This is a genomic window from Rhodoferax sp. SPJ21, from assembly GCF_058216335.1.
In genome coordinates, this window is the sequence record NZ_JBYZMO010000001.1 from 1,656,951 (window position 1) to 1,676,289 (window position 19,339).

The 19,339-nt window shown below is 62.0% G+C and carries 19 protein-coding genes; 8 read left to right on the plus strand and 11 right to left on the minus strand.

Annotated elements, in window-relative coordinates; all coding sequences use genetic code 11:
* Positions 1–15 precede the first annotated feature (15 nt).
* The 6 genes from AC4BBN_RS07665 to AC4BBN_RS07690 form a co-directional block, all read right to left on the minus strand.
* On the minus strand, positions 16–1,746 hold the full coding sequence (locus AC4BBN_RS07665; RefSeq protein ID WP_490591339.1) for an ABC transporter substrate-binding protein: 1,731 nt from the start codon (positions 1,744–1,746) through the stop codon (positions 16–18).
* A gap of 91 nt (positions 1,747–1,837) precedes the next feature.
* A complete protein-coding gene (locus AC4BBN_RS07670) occupies positions 1,838–2,146 on the minus strand; it encodes a DUF2160 domain-containing protein (RefSeq protein ID WP_490591340.1) in 309 nt (102 codons plus the stop codon).
* Between the two features lie 9 nt (positions 2,147–2,155).
* Positions 2,156–2,968: a carbohydrate ABC transporter permease gene (locus AC4BBN_RS07675; protein ID WP_490591341.1), complete on the minus strand. Its 813-nt coding sequence runs from the start codon at positions 2,966–2,968 to the stop codon at positions 2,156–2,158.
* A complete protein-coding gene (locus AC4BBN_RS07680) occupies positions 2,961–3,854 on the minus strand; it encodes a carbohydrate ABC transporter permease (protein WP_490591342.1) in 894 nt (297 codons plus the stop codon). The genes AC4BBN_RS07675 and AC4BBN_RS07680 overlap by 8 nt, the downstream gene beginning before the upstream one ends.
* 82 nt (positions 3,855–3,936) lie before the next feature.
* Positions 3,937–5,007 (minus strand): ABC transporter ATP-binding protein, encoded by a 1,071-nt coding sequence (locus tag AC4BBN_RS07685; protein ID WP_490591343.1) that lies wholly within the window; start codon positions 5,005–5,007, stop codon positions 3,937–3,939.
* The gene (locus tag AC4BBN_RS07690) at positions 5,007–6,080 is read right to left on the minus strand and encodes an ABC transporter ATP-binding protein (RefSeq protein WP_490591344.1); all 1,074 of its coding nucleotides are present in this window, start codon (positions 6,078–6,080) and stop codon (positions 5,007–5,009) included. The genes AC4BBN_RS07685 and AC4BBN_RS07690 overlap by 1 nt, the downstream gene beginning before the upstream one ends.
* Before the next feature lie 149 nt (positions 6,081–6,229).
* Here AC4BBN_RS07690 and AC4BBN_RS07695 point away from each other — a divergent pair, with 149 nt between their 5' ends.
* The 3 genes from AC4BBN_RS07695 (at position 6,230) to AC4BBN_RS07705 (ending at position 8,877) form a co-directional block, all read left to right on the plus strand.
* Positions 6,230–7,000, plus strand: coding sequence for a DeoR/GlpR family DNA-binding transcription regulator (locus tag AC4BBN_RS07695; protein WP_490591345.1), 771 nt, complete (start codon positions 6,230–6,232; stop codon positions 6,998–7,000).
* The gene (glpK, locus tag AC4BBN_RS07700) at positions 6,997–8,490 is read left to right on the plus strand and encodes a glycerol kinase GlpK (RefSeq protein ID WP_490591346.1); all 1,494 of its coding nucleotides are present in this window, start codon (positions 6,997–6,999) and stop codon (positions 8,488–8,490) included. Before AC4BBN_RS07695 ends, glpK begins: the two co-directional genes overlap by 4 nt.
* 120 nt (positions 8,491–8,610) lie before the next feature.
* Positions 8,611–8,877: a hypothetical protein gene (locus AC4BBN_RS07705; protein WP_490591347.1), complete on the plus strand. Its 267-nt coding sequence runs from the start codon at positions 8,611–8,613 to the stop codon at positions 8,875–8,877.
* Positions 8,878–9,113: 236 nt separating this feature from the next.
* On the opposite strand, the gene cadR is transcribed toward AC4BBN_RS07705, so the two are convergent.
* Positions 9,114–9,545, minus strand: coding sequence for a Cd(II)/Pb(II)-responsive transcriptional regulator (cadR, locus tag AC4BBN_RS07710; RefSeq protein WP_490591348.1), 432 nt, complete (start codon positions 9,543–9,545; stop codon positions 9,114–9,116).
* A 78-nt stretch (positions 9,546–9,623) separates the two neighbouring features.
* Between cadR and AC4BBN_RS07715 the strand changes: the two genes are divergently transcribed.
* Together AC4BBN_RS07715 and AC4BBN_RS07720 are read left to right on the plus strand one after the other, a co-directional pair.
* Positions 9,624–11,879 (plus strand): heavy metal translocating P-type ATPase, encoded by a 2,256-nt coding sequence (locus AC4BBN_RS07715; RefSeq protein ID WP_490591349.1) that lies wholly within the window; start codon positions 9,624–9,626, stop codon positions 11,877–11,879.
* A gap of 182 nt (positions 11,880–12,061) precedes the next feature.
* Positions 12,062–12,367 carry a hypothetical protein gene (locus AC4BBN_RS07720; protein ID WP_490591350.1) on the plus strand — a complete coding sequence of 102 codons (306 nt, stop codon included), beginning with the start codon at positions 12,062–12,064 and terminating at the stop codon, positions 12,365–12,367.
* Positions 12,368–12,510: 143 nt separating this feature from the next.
* On the opposite strand, the gene AC4BBN_RS07725 is transcribed toward AC4BBN_RS07720, so the two are convergent.
* A complete protein-coding gene (locus tag AC4BBN_RS07725; RefSeq protein WP_490591351.1) occupies positions 12,511–13,647 on the minus strand; it encodes a M14 family metallopeptidase in 1,137 nt (378 codons plus the stop codon).
* A gap of 37 nt (positions 13,648–13,684) precedes the next feature.
* Here AC4BBN_RS07725 and AC4BBN_RS07730 point away from each other — a divergent pair, with 37 nt between their 5' ends.
* The gene (locus AC4BBN_RS07730; RefSeq protein WP_490591352.1) at positions 13,685–14,206 is read left to right on the plus strand and encodes a phosphatidylglycerophosphatase A family protein; all 522 of its coding nucleotides are present in this window, start codon (positions 13,685–13,687) and stop codon (positions 14,204–14,206) included.
* Positions 14,206–14,730 (plus strand): CinA family protein, encoded by a 525-nt coding sequence (locus tag AC4BBN_RS07735; RefSeq protein ID WP_490591353.1) that lies wholly within the window; start codon positions 14,206–14,208, stop codon positions 14,728–14,730. Before AC4BBN_RS07730 ends, AC4BBN_RS07735 begins: the two co-directional genes overlap by 1 nt.
* On the opposite strand, the gene AC4BBN_RS07740 is transcribed toward AC4BBN_RS07735, so the two are convergent.
* The 3 genes from AC4BBN_RS07740 to AC4BBN_RS07750 all read right to left on the minus strand — a co-directional run bounded on the left by AC4BBN_RS07740 (position 14,708) and on the right by AC4BBN_RS07750 (position 18,436).
* Entirely contained in the window at positions 14,708–15,682 is a 975-nt protein-coding gene (locus AC4BBN_RS07740) for a response regulator (RefSeq protein WP_490591354.1), read from the minus strand. The genes AC4BBN_RS07735 and AC4BBN_RS07740 overlap by 23 nt on opposite strands.
* Positions 15,683–15,722: 40 nt before the next feature.
* Positions 15,723–16,955, minus strand: coding sequence for a sensor histidine kinase (locus AC4BBN_RS07745; RefSeq protein WP_490591355.1), 1,233 nt, complete (start codon positions 16,953–16,955; stop codon positions 15,723–15,725).
* A 116-nt stretch (positions 16,956–17,071) separates the two neighbouring features.
* Entirely contained in the window at positions 17,072–18,436 is a 1,365-nt protein-coding gene (locus AC4BBN_RS07750) for a class I SAM-dependent methyltransferase (RefSeq protein ID WP_490591356.1), read from the minus strand.
* A 264-nt stretch (positions 18,437–18,700) separates the two neighbouring features.
* Here AC4BBN_RS07750 and AC4BBN_RS07755 point away from each other — a divergent pair, with 264 nt between their 5' ends.
* Positions 18,701–19,189: a nuclear transport factor 2 family protein gene (locus AC4BBN_RS07755; RefSeq protein ID WP_490591357.1), complete on the plus strand. Its 489-nt coding sequence runs from the start codon at positions 18,701–18,703 to the stop codon at positions 19,187–19,189.
* Positions 19,190–19,339 lie beyond the last annotated feature (150 nt).

Below are 19,339 nucleotides of genomic sequence, written 5' to 3' on the forward strand. Positions count from 1 at the left end.
ATCTCTGTTACGCGCTTAGCGGACCTTGCCGTTCTTCCAGGCATTCAACAAGGTGTCATAGGCAATGGTTTCGCCCTTGGGCTTTTCGTTCGCAAGCTTCTTCCATGGGGCATGTGCATCGCTCAGATACTTGTTGGGGTCACCCTTGGGATTGAGCTTGGGCGCGCAATTGGCCATGCCAGCGCGCTCCAGACGCGACATCACGTTGTCCATCTCATCGGCCAGGTTATCCATGGCTTTCTGCGGCGTCTTCTCACCCGTTACCGCCTCGGCCACGTTCTTCCACCACAGCTGCGCCAGCTTGGGGTAGTCAGGCACATTGGTGCCGGTCGGCGTCCAGGCCACACGCGCAGGGCTGCGGTAGAACTCGATCAGGCCGCCGTACTTGTTGGCGTTTTGCGTGAAGTAGTCGGCGCGGATATCGCTGTCACGGATGAAGGTCAAACCGGTGATCGACTTCTTCAAAGACACCGTCTTGCTGGTCACGAACTGGGCGTAGAGCCAGGCTGCAGCCACCTTGTTGGCGTCGTGGTCCTTGAAGAAGGTCCAGGAACCTACGTCCTGGTAACCGTTCTGCATGCCTTGCTTCCAGTAGGGTCCATTCGGGCCGGGAGCCATGCGCCACTTGGGCGTACCGTCCGCATTGACTACGGGCAGACCGGGCTTCACCATGTCGGCCGTGAAAGCGGTGTACCAGAAGATTTGCTGAGCGATCTGGCCTTGCGCTGGCACAGGGCCGGACTCACCAAAGGTCATGCCCATGGCTTCCTTGGGCGCGTACTTCTTCATCCAGTCGATGTACTTGGTCAAGGCGTACACAGCCGCTGGCGAGTTGGTGGCACCACCGCGCGACACCGATGCACCCACCGGAGTGCACTTGTCGTCGGCCACCTTGATGCCCCATTCATCGATAGGCATGCCGTTTGGAATGCCGATATCCGCCGCACCAGCCATGGACAGCCAGGCATCGGTGAAACGCCAGCCCAGCGAGGGATCTTTTTTGCCGTAATCCATGTGGCCGTAGATGGGCTTGCCATCCAGGGTCTTCACGTCTTCGCTGAAGAAGGCGGCGATATCCTCATAGGCACTCCAGTTCAGCGGTACGCCCAGGTCGTAGCCGTATTTGGCCTTGAACTTGTCCTTCAGGTCCTGGCGTGCAAACAGGTCGGCACGGAACCAGTACAGGTTGGCAAACTGCTGGTCAGGCAGCTGGTACATCTTCTTGTCGGGCGCCGTGGTAAAGCTGGTGCCGATGAAGTCCTTCAAATCCAGATCTGGATCGGTGAACTCCTTACCCGCGCCGGCCATGTAGTCCGACAGCGCCAGAATTTTGCCGTACCGGTAGTGCGTTCCGATCAGGTCCGAGTCCGAAATCCAGCCGTCGTAAATCGACTTGCCCGACTGCATGGAAGTCTGTAGCTTCTCGACCACATCGCCTTCCTGGATCACGTCGTGCTTGACCTTGATGCCCGTGATTTCTTCAAACGCCTTGGCCAGAGTCTTGGACTCGTATTCATGCGTGGTCAGGGTTTCGGATACCACCGAGATTTCCTTGACCCCCTTGGCCTGCAGCTTCTTCGCGGCTTCGATGAACCACTTCATCTCGGCGGCCTGTTTGTCCTTGCTCAGGGTCGATGGCTGGAACTCGCTGTCGATCCACTTCTTCGCGGCCGCTTCATCGGCAAACGCATGGCCTGTCAGCGCGCAAGCTGCGGCAATGGCCAGTATGGAATAACGCATCTTCATGTCTCGTCTCCTCATTGGTATACACCCCCATTCAACGAAAGGCGTGCTCGGCTCTGGGGGCAGTAAAAGCCGGATCCTCGGAACACCATGCCTAGCCCTTGCGCATGATCACCATCAGCAGGGCCATGGACAGCACAAAACTGATCCAGATGGACGGGTCGCCGTCCAGCTGGAACCACTCGGCAAACTTGCCGCTCAATCCCACAAAAGCCAGATTCACATAGGCTGCACTCAGCAAGCCAATGAACAAACGGTCGCCGCGCGTGGTCTCTATCGGCAAGAAGCCGCGCCGTAAGGTGGTGGGCGACTTGATCTCCCACACCGTCATGCCCGCCAACATCAGCGCAATACAAATAAAGAACACTGCGACCGGCAAGGTCCACGCCATCCACTCAAACATATCAACCTCCTAGACACGGCCCATCGCAAAACCTTTTGCGATGTAGTTGCGTACAAACCAGATCACGATGGCGCCTGGGACAATGGTCAAGACGCCAGCCGCCGCCAGAGTGGCCCAGTCCATGCCCGACGCCGACACGGTGCGCGTCATGGTCGCCACAATGGGCTTGGCATTCACGCTGGTCAGGGTGCGTGCCAGCAGAAGTTCTACCCAGCTAAACATGAAGCAGAAGAACGCCGCCACACCCACACCCGCCTTGATCAGCGGCAGGAAGATGGTCAGGAAGAAGCGCGGGAATGTATAGCCGTCGATATAGGCCGTCTCGTCAATCTCGCGAGGAATACCGCTCATGAAACCTTCCAAAATCCACACCGCAAGCGGTACGCTGAACAGCAAGTGCGCCAGGGCCACGGCCAAGTGCGTGTCCATCAGGCCCACGGTGGTATAGAGCTGGAAGAAAGGCAGCAGGAACACCGCAGGCGGGGTCATACGGTTGGTCAGCAGCCAGAAGAACACATGCTTGTCGCCCAGAAAGCTGTAGCGCGAGAACGCATACGCTGCTGGCAAGGACACGGTGAGCGTGATCACCATGTTCATGCTGACGTAAATCAGGCTGTTGATATAGCCCGAGTACCACGACGGGTCGGTCAAGATGGTGCGGTAGTTGTCCCAGGTGAAATGCTGGGGCAGCAGCGTAAAGCTGGCCACAATTTCCTGGTTAGTCTTGAACGACATATTCACCATCCAGTAGATGGGCACCAGGGCGAAGATGATGTAGGCGAACAGAAAGATAGTCCGCTTTTGAAATTTGGGCTTATTCATGGCCGCCTTCTTTTTCTTGGGTGCCGACGCGCTGCATCCAGTTGTACAGAATGAAACACAGCAGCAAGATGATCAAAAAGTAGATCAACGAGAACGCTGCGGCCGGACCCAGGTCAAACTGGCCCACAGCCTTCTGCGTCAAGAACTGCGACAAGAAGGTGGTCGCATTGCCCGGTCCCCCGCCCGTCAGCACAAAGGGCTCGGTATAGATCATGAAGCTGTCCATGAAGCGCAGCAGTACGCCAATCATCAGCACGCCGCGCATCTTGGGCAGCTGGATGTAGCGGAACACCGCGAACTTGCTGGCTCCATCAATCCGTGCGGCCTGGTAGTAGGCGTCTGGTATCGAACGCAGACCCGCATAACCCAGCAAGGCAACCAATGGCGTCCAATGCCACACATCCATCACCAGCACCGTCAGCCATGCATGGGTGGCGTTGCCGGTGTAGCTGTAGTCAATACCCATGCCCTGCAGCGCAGCCCCCAACAAGCCGATGTCGGAGCGGCCAAAAATCTGCCAGATGGTGCCCACCACGTTCCACGGAATCAGCAGGGACAGCGACACGATCACCAGCACCAGCGACGCCTTCAAACCCTCGGCCGGCATGGACAAGGCCAGCAAGATACCCAGAGGCAGCTCCACTGCCAGGACCGACAGGGAGAACACCAGTTGGCGCAACAGCGCAGCATGCAGCTCCTCGTCGCGCATCACTTGTACAAACCATTCGGTGCCTACGAACACCCGCCGCTCTGGCGAGATGATGTCCTGCACCGAATAGTTCACCACCGTCATCAGCGGCACGATGGCAGAAAACGCCACGCAGATCAGCACCGGCAAGATCAAGAACCAGGCCTTCTGGTTCACCGGTTTGGTTGTGGTGCTCATATGGCCCCCACGCTTGCCGCCAAGGCGGTGGCGCTACCCCCCAAGGGGGCGCGAACTTGTTTGAAGCGGTTCGGCACGGCGTTCATTGCACAATCTCCTCGTTCTTATAAAAGCAGGTGTGCTCGCCCAGCACCTGCAGCCAGACCACCTCGCCGACGGCTGGCAGTTGCACTTCGGGACTCAGCCGGGCTTTGAGCACCTGCCCATCGACCGCGGCAGTCAGCATCACATGCGTACCCACATCCTGGATCTTCGATACCGTGCACAGCAGCGCCCCCCGCGTAGCGGGCTGCGCCAGCGAGACGTATTCAGGGCGCACGCCCAGCTTCAGCGCCCCCTGGGGCAGGGCCCTTGGCAGCTGCCATTGCGCACCGGCGACTTGCAAGGTGTCGGCCGAAGCCTGCACAGGCAAGAAGTTCATGCCTGGCGAGCCAATGAAATTGCCCACAAAGGTATGGCTGGGCCGCTCGAACAGCGCGTCGGCCGAGCCTACCTGCACGGCACGGCCACGCGTCATCACCACCACCTGCTCGGCAAAGGTCAGCGCCTCTACCTGGTCATGGGTCACGTAGATCAGCGTCAGCTTCAGCTCACGGTGGATCTGTTTGAGCTTGCGGCGCAGCTGCCATTTCAGGTGCGGATCGATCACCGTCAGTGGCTCGTCGAACAACACGGCCGATACGTCGGGCCGCACCAGGCCGCGGCCCAGCGAGATCTTCTGCTTGGCGTCCGCCGCCAGGTTGGCTGCGCGCTGGTTCAGCTGGCCGCTCATTTCCAGCATCTCAGCGATCTCGCCCACACGCTTGTCGATCTGCGCCTGCGGCACCTTGCGGTTGCGCAGCGGAAAGGCCAGGTTCTCGGCCACCGTCATGGTGTCGTAAATCACCGGAAACTGGAACACCTGGGCGATGTTGCGCTCCTGCGGCGAGGCACGGGTCACGTCTTTGCCGTCAAACAGCACGGTGCCCTGCGATGGCGCCAGCAGGCCGGACATGATGTTCAACATGGTCGTCTTGCCGCAGCCCGAGGGGCCGAGCAAAGCATAGGCGCCGCCGTCGTTGAAGCTCATCTTCAAAGGCAACAGCGCGTAGTCGCTGTCTTGTGTGGGGTTGGCGCGGTAAGCGTGCGCCAGGTCCAGTTCAATGCGGGCCATTACACAGCTCCCTGGCGGACCGGGGCCAGCAGCAAACTGCCTTGACCATCAAACACATAGGCCTGCGTGGCGTGGAAATACAAGGTCAATGCAGCCCCCAGTTCGAAATAATGCACACCGGTGAGTTGGGCCACCAGTTCGCCAATCGGCGTCGCCACATGCACAAAGGTGTCGGAACCGGAAATTTCCGCCAGCTCCACATGCCCGTTCAAAGCCACGTCACCAGGCCGCTCCTGCACCCGCAGCGCACTGGCACGCAGACCCACCGTCAAGCCGCCAGCCTGCGTGGCCGGCAAAGCCAGGGCCAACAGCGGCCCGGACTGCAACTGCACGCCGCCAGCCGCCGTATGGCCAGCAGCCAGGTTCATCGGTGGATCGCTGAAAGCCCGTGCCACGCGCAGCGACTTGGGCCGGTGGAATACCTCCGCCGTGGGGCCGTACTGCAGCAATTCGCCCGCATCCATCACCGCGGTGTAGCCACCCAGTAGCAAGGCTTCGCCCGGCTCGGTCGTGGCATAGATGACCGTGGATTCACCCGCAGCAAACAGCGAGCTGAGTTCGTCGCGCAGTTCTTCACGCAGCTTGTAGTCCAGATTCACCAGCGGCTCGTCCAGCAGCATCAGGGGCGCAGCCTTGGCCAGCGCCCGGGCCAGGGCCACGCGCTGCTGCTGGCCGCCCGACAGCTCGGCCGGGTAGCGCTCCAGGAACATCTCAATGTGCAGCTTCTCGGCCAACTCGCGTACGCGCTGGTCCATATTCTTTTCGCCGCGCAGCTTCAAAGGCGAGGCGATGTTGTCGCGCACCGTGAGCGAGGGGTAGTTGATGAACTGCTGGTAGACCATGGCCACATTGCGCTCGCGCACCGGCTGACCGGTCACGTCCACACCGTCCACCCGCACCCGCCCATGGGTGGGCACATCTAGGCCCGCCATGATGCGCATCAGGCTGGTCTTACCTGCCTGTGTGGCACCCAGCAACACGGTCACGGCGCCGGGCTGGGGCGCCAAACCCATCTCGTACAGCCAGGTCTGTGCCCCCACCTTTTTGCTGACGCCTTCTAAGCTCAACTGCATCACAATCCTTTGCCGAATTTACAAACTTGCGTTTTCGAATTTGATGATTATTGTTCGTTTGTGTTTCTTTTTTATCGGTAGCAACCCTTAGAACGTTCTTTGTCTTTCGTTTTAAAGTCAGCCGCTAGTTTTTTCCGAAACGAAACCCCGTGAACCCCAACCCCCGACAACTGCTGCTTCTGCAGGCCGTACAGGCCCAGGGCTCTCTTACCGTTGACCAGCTGGCCGACAAGCTGGGCGTCACGCTGCAAACCGTGCGCCGCGACGTACAGCGCCTGGCCGACGATGGCCTGCTGACGCGCTTCCACGGCGGCGTGCGCGTGCCCAGTTCGACGATTGAGAACATCGCCCATCCGCAGCGCGAGAACCTGCACGCCGAAGGCAAGGCCCGCATTGCGCGCGCCGTGGCGGCCGAGGTGCCCAACGACTGTTCGCTGATCCTGAACATCGGCACCACCACCGAGGCGATCGCCAAGGCCCTGCTACAGCACAAGGGGCTGCGCGTCATCACCAACAACCTGAACGTAGCCACCATCCTCAGCGCCAATCCGCAGTGTGAAGTCATCATTGCCGGCGGCGTGGTGCGCGGACGGGACCGTGGCGTGGTGGGCGAGGCTGCTATCGATTTCATACGGCAGTTCAAGGTGGATATTGCGCTGATCGGCATTTCGGCCATTGAAGCCGACGGCACGCTGCGCGACTTCGACTACCGCGAAGTCAAGGTCTCGCAGGCCATCATCAGCCACGCCCGCGAAGTCTGGCTGGCCGCCGACAGCAGCAAATTCAACCGCCCGGCCATGGTGGAAGTAGCCAGCCTGTCGCAGATCGACCGCCTGTTTACCGACGGCCCGGTCCCCGAACCCTTTCCCTCCCTGCTGCGTGACGCCCAAGTCCGCTGCCACCTCGCCACACAACCATGACCTATCTGCTCGCCCTGGACCAGGGCACCTCCAGCTCCCGCAGCATCGTGTTCCACGCCGACGGCCACATCGTCAGCCAGGCGCAACTGGAGCTGCCCCAGATATTTCCCCAGCCCGGCTGGGTCGAACATGACCCGATGGAGATCTGGCGCACCCAGCTCAGCACCGCCCGCGAAGCCTTGGCCAAGGCCGGGCTGCAGGCCAAGGACATCCGTGCGGTGGGCATCACCAACCAGCGCGAAACCACGGTGGTGTGGAACCGCGCCACCGGCTTACCCATACACCACGCCATCGTCTGGCAGGACCGCCGCGCCGAACCCACCTGCGTGCAACTGCGCGCCGATGGCTTGGCCGATGTGATCCAGCGCAAGACGGGATTGCTGGTCGATGCCTATTTTTCGGGCACCAAGTTGAAGTGGCTGCTGGACCACGTGCCGAACGCCCGCGCCCAGGCAGAACGCGGCGAGCTGGCCTTTGGCACCGTCGACAGCTGGCTGATGTGGCAGCTGACCGAAGGGCAGGTGCACGCCACCGACGTCAGCAACGCATCCCGCACCATGCTGTTCAATGTGCATAGCAACCAGTGGGACGCCGAGCTGCTGGCCGCGCTGGACATTCCCGCCAGCCTGATGCCCACCGTGAAACCCAGCAGCGCCATCTTCGGTGATGTCAGCCCCGCCCTGCTGGGCCAGGCCATTCCGATAGGCGGCGTAGCCGGCGACCAGCAGAGCGCACTGTTCGGCCAAGCCTGCTTCAAAGCCGGCATGGCCAAAAACACCTATGGCACGGGCTGCTTCATGCTGATGCATACCGGCACTACCTTCCAGACGTCCCACAATGGCCTGCTGACCACCAGCGCAGCCCAGCCCACGGCACAACCCGAATTCGCTACCGAAGGCAGCGTGTTCGTGGGCGGCGCGGTGGTGCAGTGGCTGCGCGACGGCCTGCACGCCATCCACAACAGCGGCGAAGTGCAAAGCCTGGCGCAAAGCGTGCCCGACTCGGGCGGCGTGATGTTCGTGCCGGCCTTTACCGGTCTGGGTGCGCCGTATTGGAAGCCGGATGCGCGCGGCAGCATCACCGGCCTGAGCCGTGGCACCAGCCTAGCCCATATTGCCCGGGCAGCGCTGGAAAGCATTGCCTACCAGAGTGCCGCCCTGCTGCAAGCCATGGGCCGCGACGCGGTAGAGGCCGGTGGCACACCCGTGGCCGAGCTGCGAGTGGATGGCGGCGCATGCGTAAACGACCTGCTGATGCAGTTCCAGGCCGATCTGCTGGGCATCCCGGTGATACGCCCCGCCGTCACCGAAACTACCGCCTTAGGTGCCGCCTATCTGGCCGGGCTGGCCGTGGGCGTCTACCGCAATACAGAGGAGCTATCTGCCCTGTGGCGCGCCGAGCGGCGCTTCCTGCCCACGCTCAGCACCGCACGGGCGACGGAGCTGATGGCCCGCTGGGAACATGCCGTACGTCAAACAGTTTTGGAATAAAAACAACAGCGCGTGATCTAAATCACGGTAGAGGGTTAACCCTAGGATTTCACTAGACCGAGTTGAGGGTTAACCCTATAATTCACTCCAACGTCAACCCGATGTACAGGAGTAACCACCATGACTACCAATGCTTACCAACTGACCAGCTCCGCAACCGCACCTGCCGTCAGTTCCGCTACCCGCGAATTCTTCGCCGCCACGTCCAACCTGTTTTCCGCTCTGCACGCTTCGCTGTTCAAGACAGCTGCGCCACGTGACCTGACCGTGTTCGAAGAAGCCGAACAAGTCCGCTTGCTGGCCGAAAGCTACGCCGACACCGACCGTGGTTTCGCCGCTGATCTGTTCGCCGCAGCTGACCGCCACGAACTGCAAAACCGCGCCTAAATAGCGCCTTCGGCTGCCGGCCACTGCTGCCATGTCCACTGGCTTGAGCCCCTAAGGCCAGGCCTGGGACATCTAGCAAGAACCAAGCCGAGAACCCTATGGTGGGGTTGAACGACCATGCTGGCATTGACTTGCCAGCATGGAAAACACCATAAATTGCTACATTTTGAGTAGCACGCTGCGCAATTTCTATATGCGCCAGCGACCATTTAGACACCTGTTAACGGACAGCACTTTCACCCCAGGTGCGTATGCCGTTCGGGCCGGGATTCCACTTCCATCGCCGCCAGGCCCTGCAAGATGCCACAGGCATCCGCCGCCTGCTCGCTGCTACACCTTTCGCGCAAACCTGCTAGTTGCTGTTTCAGCTGGGTCAACTCGCGTATGCGTTCGTCCACGTGGGCGATATGTTGGTCAAACACCGCGTTGATGGCGCCGCAGCCCTCGGCTGGCTGGTCGGCCAGGCGCAGCAAGCTGTGGATTTCTTCATGGCTCATGTCCAGCGCCCGGCAGTTGCGGATGAAACGCAGCCGCTCCGCATGCTCGGGCCCGTACACACGGAAATTGCCCGCCGTGCGCGCCGGCGCGGGCAGCAGCCCTTCCTTCTCGTAGTAGCGCACCGTCTCCACCGTGCACTGGGCCACCTGGGCCAATTCGCCGATTTTCATAAGGCTATCCAAGAATGGGGTTGACTCTATAGTAACTTCAGCTTGTCTAATGGGCTTAACGCCATCCAGGAAGCCCTTATGTCCGCCCACACACACGACCACGATTCGCATGCGCACCATGACCACACACATGGCCATGCACATGACCACGGTCACGACGCCCACAGTTGCTGTGCGCACGATGCGGCGCCCGCGCTGGAGCAGCTCGCCACGCCAGTCACCGGGACGCAAGGCAGCACCACCCCCATCCGCATCCTGCAAATGGACTGCCCTACCGAAGAAGCACTGTTGCGCAAGAAACTGGGCGGCATGGAAAGTGTCACGGGGCTGGAGTTCAACCTGATGCAGCGCGTGCTGACCGTCACGCACGCGCCGGACGCCCTGCAGCCGATTCTGGATGCCGTGCGCTCCCTGGGCTTTACCCCGGAGCTGGCCGATGCCGCAGCCCCGCCTCCTGCGCCCGAACCCGCCAAATCCTGGACACCGCTGGCGCTGGCCGGCATTGCCGCCATCGCCTCCGAGGCCAGCCACTGGGCCGGGCTGCCGGCCTGGGTGCCGGCGCTGCTGGCCATCATGGCCGTGCTGTCCTGCGGGCTGAGCACCTATAAGAAGGGCTGGATCGCCATGCGCAACGGCAACCTCAACATCAACGCCCTGATGAGCATCGCCGTCACCGGCGCGCTGCTGCTGGGCCAGTGGCCCGAAGCCGCCATGGTGATGGTGCTGTTCACCGTGGCCGAGCTGATCGAAGCCCGCTCGCTCGACCGCGCGCGCAACGCCATCCAAGGCCTGATGCAACTCGCCCCCGAACAGGCCACGGTGCAGCAGGCCGACGGCAGCTGGCGCGAGGTAGACGCCAAATCGGTGGCCCTGGGCACCCAGGTGCGCGTCAAACCCGGCGAACGCCTGGCGCTGGACGGCCAGATCACCCAAGGCCGCTCCACCATCGACCAGTCGCCCATCACCGGTGAGAGCCTGCCCGTGGACAAGGCCGAGGGCGACCACGTATTTGCCGGCACCGTCAACGCCACTGGTTCATTCGAATACCGCGTCACCGCCCGCGCCGGCGACAGCACCCTGGCCCGCATCCTCCACGCGGTGCAGGCCGCCCAGGGCGCACGCGCCCCGACCCAGCGTTTTGTGGACCGGTTTGCCCAGGTCTACACCCCCATCGTCTTCGCCCTGGCCGTTGCCGTCGCTGTGTTGCCACCTCTGCTGCTAGATGGCAACTGGCTGGCCTGGATCTACAAAGCCTTGGTGCTGCTAGTGATTGCCTGCCCCTGCGCGCTGGTGATCTCCACCCCCGTCACCATCGTCAGCGGCCTGGCCGCCGCCGCGCGCCTGGGCATTCTGGTCAAAGGCGGCGTGTACCTGGAAGAAGGCCGCAAACTGGCCTGGCTGGCGCTGGACAAAACCGGCACCCTCACCCACGGCAAGCCGGTGCAGACCGACTTTGCGCTGCTCGGCAACACCACGGAAGCCGAAGCGCGCAGCCTGGCCGCCAGCCTGGCCAGCCGTTCCGACCACCCCGTATCCCGCGCCGTGGCCCAGGCCGCACAGCGCGACGGCATCAACCTGCACACCGTGGACCAGTTTGAAGCCCTGCCCGGGCGCGGCACCCAGGGCCAGATCGCCGGCACACGCTACACCCTGGGCAACCACCGGCTGGTGCACGAACAAGGCCTGTGCTCGGATGCGCTAGAAGCCCAGCTCACCGCGCTGGAGTCGCAGGGCAAAACCGCCATCCTGCTGGCCAACACCCAGGGCGTGCAGGCTGTATTTGCCGTGGCCGATACGCTCAAAGACAGCAGCCGCCAGGCCATCCAGGAGCTGAACGCGCTGGGCGTGCGCACCAGCCTGCTGACCGGCGACAACGCCCACACCGCCCGCGCCATCGCAGACCAGGTCGGCATAGACGAAGCCCAGGGCGACCTGCTGCCGCAGGACAAACTGCAGCGTATCGAAACCGCGTTGACCGAACATGGCCCCCAAGGCAAGGTCGGCATGGTGGGCGACGGCATCAACGACGCCCCCGCCCTGGCCCGCGCCGACATAGGCTTCGCCATGGGCGCCGCCGGCACCGGCACGGCTATTGAGACGGCAGACGTAGCCCTGATGGACGATGACCTGCGCAAACTCCCCCGCTTCGTCCGCCTGTCCCGCGCCACCCACACCCTGCTGGTGCAAAACATCGTCCTCGCCCTGGGCATCAAAGCCGTGTTCCTGGTGCTGACGCTGATGGGCTCCGGCACCATGTGGATGGCCGTTTTTGCCGACGTGGGGGCCAGCTTGCTGGTGGTGGGGAATGGCTTGAGGTTGCTACGGTTTAAATAGCAGCTTGCGCATATTCTGTATGCGCAAGCTGCCAATTTCATTGAAAATTTAACTAGTTTGCGTCCCTGCAATCGGCCCCAATTGCCAACTTGTGCAGCTGTGCTTTGCCGCATACATTCCATGAGGCGACAAGACAGCTAGCTTGCAAACCCTGGAACAGCCCCATACCAGCAGGAGGACATATGGCAACCTTTGTAACAGGCCAAGAACTTGTGACGACTGAATCCAGTGTCGAGGTCACCGTATCGGCGACATCCCCGCTTCCTCCTGGCAGGCACAGATTTCAGCTTATCGTCACTGACGATTCTGGAAACCAGTCCGAACCTGCAACCGTGGATGTCATCGTTGTGGACGACAAAAAACCCACCGCTGTGATCGATGCGCCAGCAAGTGTTTCGTTAGGCTCATCATTCAAGCTGTTTGGCAACAAGTCGTTTGACCTGGCGCCCGGGAAAATAGCGAACTACCGCTGGGTTAGGCTTACGTAACGGCCATCGGTCGCAAGTGGGCGATCTTTCAAGCCCGTCGCTGCGCAGGCACACATTGCGGTGCCGACTGGCCAGTACCATCCGCACACCCGCTACGTTTTCAATAGCTTCCCGCGCAGAATATACCTGCGCCAGAGGCACTTTTAACCCCCAATCACAGCCCGCACTGCAGCCAATACGCTAGCCCCCAGCTTGCGCGAGCGCTCGCCATTCCAGCCGTGTTCGAGGTCGGGCAAGTTCGCGTTGTCCTTGAACGGCATCTCGATGGTGAAGGCCAGGCAGTCGAAGTTTTGCCCGACCCAGTTGGTGGCCAGGTTGAGGTTGGCTTGGCCGGGGGCGGCGCGGGGGTAGCCGACTTCCGTCTGGAAATCCGGGCTGGCGGCCAGCCAGGCGGCTTTGAAGGTGTTTTGCAGGGCCTCGATGCGCGGGCTGAAGCCGGGGTTGGCCTCGGTGCCGACGACGAAGTTGTAGGGCAGGTTCTCGTCGCCGTGGGCGTCCAGGAACAGGTCTACGCCCACGGCCTCCATTTTGTTGCGCACATGGAAGACCTCGGGCGAGGCGTCCAGGCTGGGGCGGCGCCATTCACGGTTGAGGTTGGCGCCGGCGGCGTTGGTGCGCAGGTTTCCGTGCACGGCGCCGTCGGGGTTCATGTTCGGCACGACGAAGAATTCGCAGTGCTGCAGCAACACGCGGCTGGTGGGGTCCTTGCGGTCGAGCAGGCGGTCCAGAAAGCCTTCGACGAACCACTCGGCCATGGTTTCACCGGGGTGCTGGCGGGCGATGAGCCAGACCTTCTTTTTCGGCGTGGCGAACTGTGCGTCAAGGATGTGCAGCAGGGTCATGTCGCGGCCCTCGACCGTGGCGCCCAGGCTTTCCACCCGTACTAGCTCGGACGCGGCCGCCCTGCCCAACAGGTCCAGATGCCGCTCGTGCGAATAGGGTTCGAAATAGGCGAAGTACATGCGGTTGTGGCTGGGCGTGGTGGCCACGCTCATCACCTGGCCGTCGTACTGGGCGTCCAGGCGGAACCAGTGCTGGCGGTCTACGCTGGCGACGATGCGGTAGCCGTCCCAGCCGGGCGGGTAGGCGCTTTGGCCGGCGTTCAGGAACTTCATCACCACCGGCACACCCGCTGCGCCCTGCAGGCAAAAGTAGAACCACTGGGCGAAGGGGCTGGCGTTGTCGGGGCGGATGTTCAACCGGATGTCCTGCGGGTCGGCCAGGCTGAGCACCTCGATGGCACCGCCATCGAACTGGGAGGAGATATGCAATGCGGTCATCCGCGGATGATACGGGGCTGCCGGATAATCGACCGCCATGGATAGCCCTTCTTCCGCGTCGCCCATGCGCCGCCCCACCGTCCGGTTTCTGCTTTCGCACCCGGCCCATTTCATGGCTCTGGGCTTTGGCTCTGGGCTGAGCCCTATCGCCCCCGGCACCGCCGGCACGCTGTGGGCCTGGCTGGCCTTCCTGGTGATACAGCCGATGCTGACCACGGCACAAATGGGCTGGCTGATTGCCGCGTCCTTCGTGGTGGGCTGGTGGGCCTGCACGGTCTGCGCGCGGCATATGAACGTGGCCGACCCCGGCGCCATCGTATGGGACGAGGTGGCGGCCTTCTGGCTGGTGCTGTGGCTGGTGATGCCGGTGGGCCTGCTGGGGCAGGCCGTGGCGTTCGGGCTGTTCCGCTACTTTGACGCGGCCAAACCCGGGCCAGTGGCCTGGGCCGACCGGGCCTTCAAGGGGCTGAACGCGCGCGGTGGCTTCGGCATCATGTTCGACGACCTGGTGGCGGCCTTTTGCACGCTGCTGGTGGTTGCGGCCTGGAAGGCCTGGTGATGGAATTGCTATCAAATTCAGAGCTGCCTACGCAGGTAATTCCAGCGCTGATGGCCGATTTGATGCTGAAAAAAAATTGGTTTCTGGCCACGGCCGAAAGCTGTACCGGCGGCATGATTGCCGCCGCCTGCACCGACCTGGCCGGCTCCAGCACCTGGTTCGACCGGGGTTTTGTGACTTACTCCAACGCGGCCAAGACCGACATGTTGGGCGTGGACGCGGCCTTGATCGCTACGCACGGTGCGGTCAGCGAACCCGTGGCGCGGGCCATGGCGGCCGGGGCACTGGCGCACTCCCAGGCCCAGGTGGCGATTGCGGTTACCGGCGTTGCCGGCCCCACGGGGGGCAGTGTTGACAAGCCGGTGGGCACGGTGTGGTTGGGCTTTGCACTGCCAGGGGTGGTGCATACCGAGGTGCAGCATTTCCCTGGCGACCGCGCTGCCGTGCGCGCCGCCACAGTGCAGCATGCGCTGCGCCGCGTGGCGCAGCTGCTGCAAGGGCTTACTCCGTCGCAGCCTGGCTGATGCGCTCGATGGCCAAGGCCATCCAGTCCGAAGGCAGTGCGGCAGGGGTACCGCCCACCGTCAGACGCACGCTCAGGCCCTGGCCACTGACCTGCAGCTGGGCATTGCTACCCCACCACATCAGCCACGCCAGCCAAGCCACCAGCGGGCCGGAGGGCGGCTCGTGGCTCGGGGCTTCCAGCAGCCAGGTGAGCGGATGGCGGCCGTTAAAGACGGCGGTATCGCCCTGCAACGTAATCTGTCCCGGCAGGGCATCGACCAGCGCCTGCAAGGCTTGCGCCGGTGTTTCCAGGGCGGCGAAGTGCGGCTGCCACTGTGCCAAAGCCTGGCCCACGGAGACGCTGCGCTGGGCTTCGTACTGCATCAGCTCCGCGTGGTCCATGCTGCGCCAGTCTATGGGCGGCAACAGGCAGCCAGCCAGCTCGGCCGCGCGCAAATAGGCCAGCAGGCCGGGTTCGTAGTCGGCGTTCAGAAAACCGGCGCACACCACCGCCAGTTGCGAGATGCGGCTGGCTAGCAGCTGCTGGCGGTGCACCGCCATCTTCTCGCGCAGCAGGTCGTCACGCTCGCAGCGGGTGTCAGACAGCTCCAGCGCATTGCGGATGTCCGCACGCAGCAGCTCCAGGTCCCAGGGCTTGGTGATGTAGCGGTAGATTTCGCCGGTGTTGATAGCCTCTATGGCCTCGCCCAGCTCGGAATAGGCGGTGGTGAGCATGCGCACCATGGCCGGGTGGTGGTCACGGGCGTAGCGCAGCAGCTCGTTGCCATGGGCGCCGGGCATGCGCTGGTCGGACACCAACACCGCGATTTCGTTGCCGCGCGCTTGCAGCACGGCCTTGCCCTCCTCCACGGAAAGCGCGGTCAGCACCGGCGCCATGGGGCTGATCAGGCGCTCAAAATATTTGAGTGCCATGGGTTCGTCGTCTACATACAGGATTTTGTCTGGTCGCATAACGTGATCTTGCCAGGGTTATCAACAAAAAAGACTAGGTTCAGGCATTTTCGGTTGCCAGCCCCAGGTCAAAAGCAAATTCAGTCCACACACCGGGCTCGCTGCTAACGCGCAATGCCCCACCATGGCGTTGCACGATGGCATAGCTGACACTTAAACCCAAGCCCAGGCCCTTGCCTACATCTCGGGTGGTGAAGAAAGGCTCGAACACGCGGGCCAGGTGCTCAGGCAGTATGCCGGTGCCGTTGTCGCGCACCGTCACCTCCAGCCGGCTGTCGGTGCGCACGGCCCGCACCTCGATGCGCGGCGCCTTGCGCGCGGCCTTGTGCAGCGCCAGCGCCGCATTGCCCAAAAGGTTGATCAGCACGCCGATCAAGGCGGGTTCATCGCCGCGCACATGGGTGTCCATGGGCAGCTCGACCGACACGGCAATGCCTTTGAGCTCGAAGCCGGTCAGGCGCAGGGCCGACTGCAGGGCCTTTTCAAACAGGAAGATGCGGCCCGGGTCGTCGCCCGGCTTTTGGTAGGCAAAGGTTTTCAGGTCCGAGACGATGCTTTGCACCCGCTGCATACCTTCCTTGGCATCGCCCAGACTTTCCTTCAGGTCAGGGCTGTTCACGACCGCCGCATCCATCAAGGACATATTCAACGCCATCAGGCTGTAATTGACCGGGTTATTCACCTCATGCAGCAAACCCGCCGCCAGCGTGCCCAGGGCAGCCATTTTTTCCTGCTGCATCATGTGGCCCTTGATGTCGGCCAGCGCCTGGTTGGTGCTTTGCAGCGCTGCGTTTTTTTCAGACACCTCGTGCTGCAGCTGAAACAACTGGAGCCGGGCTTTTTCGTTGAACCAGGTGCAGCCCGCGGAGATGGTGGCGGAAAACAAGAGAAAGAGCGAGTTACCCGCCATGACGGAAGTGTTGTCCAGCGTCTGCTGCGGGTGCGCAATACAGGCGACGATGTAGGCCAAGCAGGTAAAGACACCCAGCGCGATGCCCTGCAGAAAGCCGATTGGCATGATGATGCCCGCCGCATACAGTGCCAGGCTCAGGCCGAACACATAGGGCGAAGCCGAACCCTGCGTGTAGTAGACCATCCAGGCGATCATGATCTGCGGCAGGGTCAGCCAGAGCAGGGTGATGCCACGCACATAGGTGCCCGCGAGCGAAGTGAACAGTGCGCCGAGCAACAGGCCCAGGATGGCGCTGGTCAACAGCCGCACCAGCCCGAAGGTCTGCGCCAGCTCCGGATAGAAACTTTGGTCAAGTGCCACCCCGCCGAGCACGAGCACGATGGCCAGCGCACAGCCGACGCGGCTGTATCCCAGGCGAAAGTTCGCCAGCTGGGCCTGGTATCCCTGGTGAACCTGCGGCTGTAAAGCCCGTGGCTTCAGGCGGCGTTCACCGGTGAAGGCGGGGAGTTTTTCAGTTCGAGGAATACGTTGACTCCGGTGGTGTCGGTGTAGATCTTCTGCACGCTGCAGCTGGCAGGCGCAATGCGCTGCATGGCGACTTCATCCCGGTAAATCAAATGCCACTCCAGCAGATGCTCCATCGTATTTTTTTCCGGGTTGCTGCTGTGCACATTGGTCACCAGTATGGTGCCGTTTGACTTGGTGCGGGCTGCAAAATATTGCAACAGGCGTTGGCAGACCTTTTCAGAAAGATAGTCAAACAAACCGGCGCAGTACACAAAGTCGAACTTCTTGTCGTCCAAACTCTTGGCGGCGGGGCTGGAGGCTCGCTTGAGCAGGTTGTGCACCGACTCGTTGACCCACTCCACCTGCACCTGAACACCCCGCCTAACACACGCTTCTTCAATCTGCGCCTGCGTATAGGCCAATGTGACTTCACTGAAATCCATCAACGTAAAAGCGAGCCGCTGAGGCGCTGGGTGAGTCGCGATGAGCCGCTGGATTTCAATCGCCGGACCGCAGCCGACATTGAGCACGCGGATGGGCTCGGAAACAGCCCCGTCCGGTACAGGGAACGCTGCCAGGTAACCGTCCAAGATGTCGATGCGGTTGCGGTGGGCTCGCGCAACAGCGGCCTGCAGGAATAAGGTGTTGACGATCTGGAAGTAGGTGCTGCTGCCCTCGCGCGGGTCGGACAGCATCTGATTCACCATTTCGTAGTCGCCAGCGTAACCCATAGGCTTGGCGAAGGTGCGGTACACAAAGGGCGCACGCAGGATCAAGGGATGGATGGCCGCCTGGGCAAACACCCGGTGGGCCGCTTGCTGTTCGGGTTCAATGGCATTGGCCACGGCCTCAAAACGGTCGAAGTAGTCACGCGCCTTCAGCATCAGGGGCTGGGCCAGCCCCATGAACACATCTTCCCGCAACCGGCCGGAGGTTTCGCGCGGCAGAGACGGCACCAGATCAGCCTGGTCCACCCAGCGCGCCACGTCGGAAAGATAGGCCCGCAGCTCGCTCACCGCCACCTGGTAGTCCTGCCCGATGGTGAACCGGGTGTTCCAGTCTTCAACGAAGGCACTGGCCTGCTCGGCAAACGATGCAGGGTCGGACTGGATGCCCAGGACTTCGTTCCAGTCGTCGGTCAAAGTCACAGACACCACGGTCATCAGACCGGTATTCACCAGGCTGACAACCACTGCCTTGCCCTTGTAGATGTTCTTCGCGCCAGCACGAACCGTCAGCTCATGCAGCACTTCGCTGACCTGCACAATCGAGTTGGGGTTGTAGACCTCCATCACCAGCGCGCGCAACTGGTAGCTGGTCAGTGTGCCGCGCATGGTGTCGCCATGGCTGTTACGAAACGAAATGACCGGGTCAATGGATCGGAGTGGCTGCACGGAATTGAAACTCACTTTGGACGAATACGGAAGCAACATCGACCAGCGCCAGCTGGGCCTCACATGAGGCTTTCCGGAAGGAACGTGGACCGGTTCCCTGGTAAGCCAGCATGGACATCAACTTCATATTCTGGCATTGTTAAAGGTTGAGCGGAGCAGCGGTATGACGTTCCTGCCAAATGAAACTTTTCTTTTAGCCACCGCATGCACCCCAACCAACAAACATTGCAGACCTTTTACGCTGCTTTCGCCCGCCTGGATGCCGACACCATGGCCCGCTGCTACGCCGAGGATGCGCAGTTCAACGACCCCGTGTTTACGCTGCGCGGCCAGCGCGAAGTTGGCGGCATGTGGCGCATGCTGTGCGCAGCCACCCGCAGCAAGGGCCTGGACGTGTGGAAGCTGGAATACCGGGATGTACAGGCCGACGCCACCACCGGCCAGGCGCACTGGGAGGCGCATTACCGCTTCAGCAGCACCGGACGCTTGGTGCACAACCGCATCGACGGGCGCTTCCGCTTCAATGCGGCCGGCCTGATCACCCAGCACACCGACCAGTTTGACTTCTGGGCCTGGTCACGCCAGGCGCTGGGCACACCCGGCCTGCTACTGGGCTGGACGCCTTTGTTGCGCAACAAGGTGCACCGACTGGCGGCTACGAACCTAGAGAAATTCTTGGCCCAGAACCCCTAGCAGGCTGCTGAAATACTGCCCACCTTGCCCCCCCCGCCTGGCACGCATGCTGCTGAGCTGAACGCATCGCCACCGAGCCGAACCACTTTGCACCATGCGCGGTCCCGACACCTTCACCGAGAGCCTGTTCAGCGTCAAGAAGCTTGACGA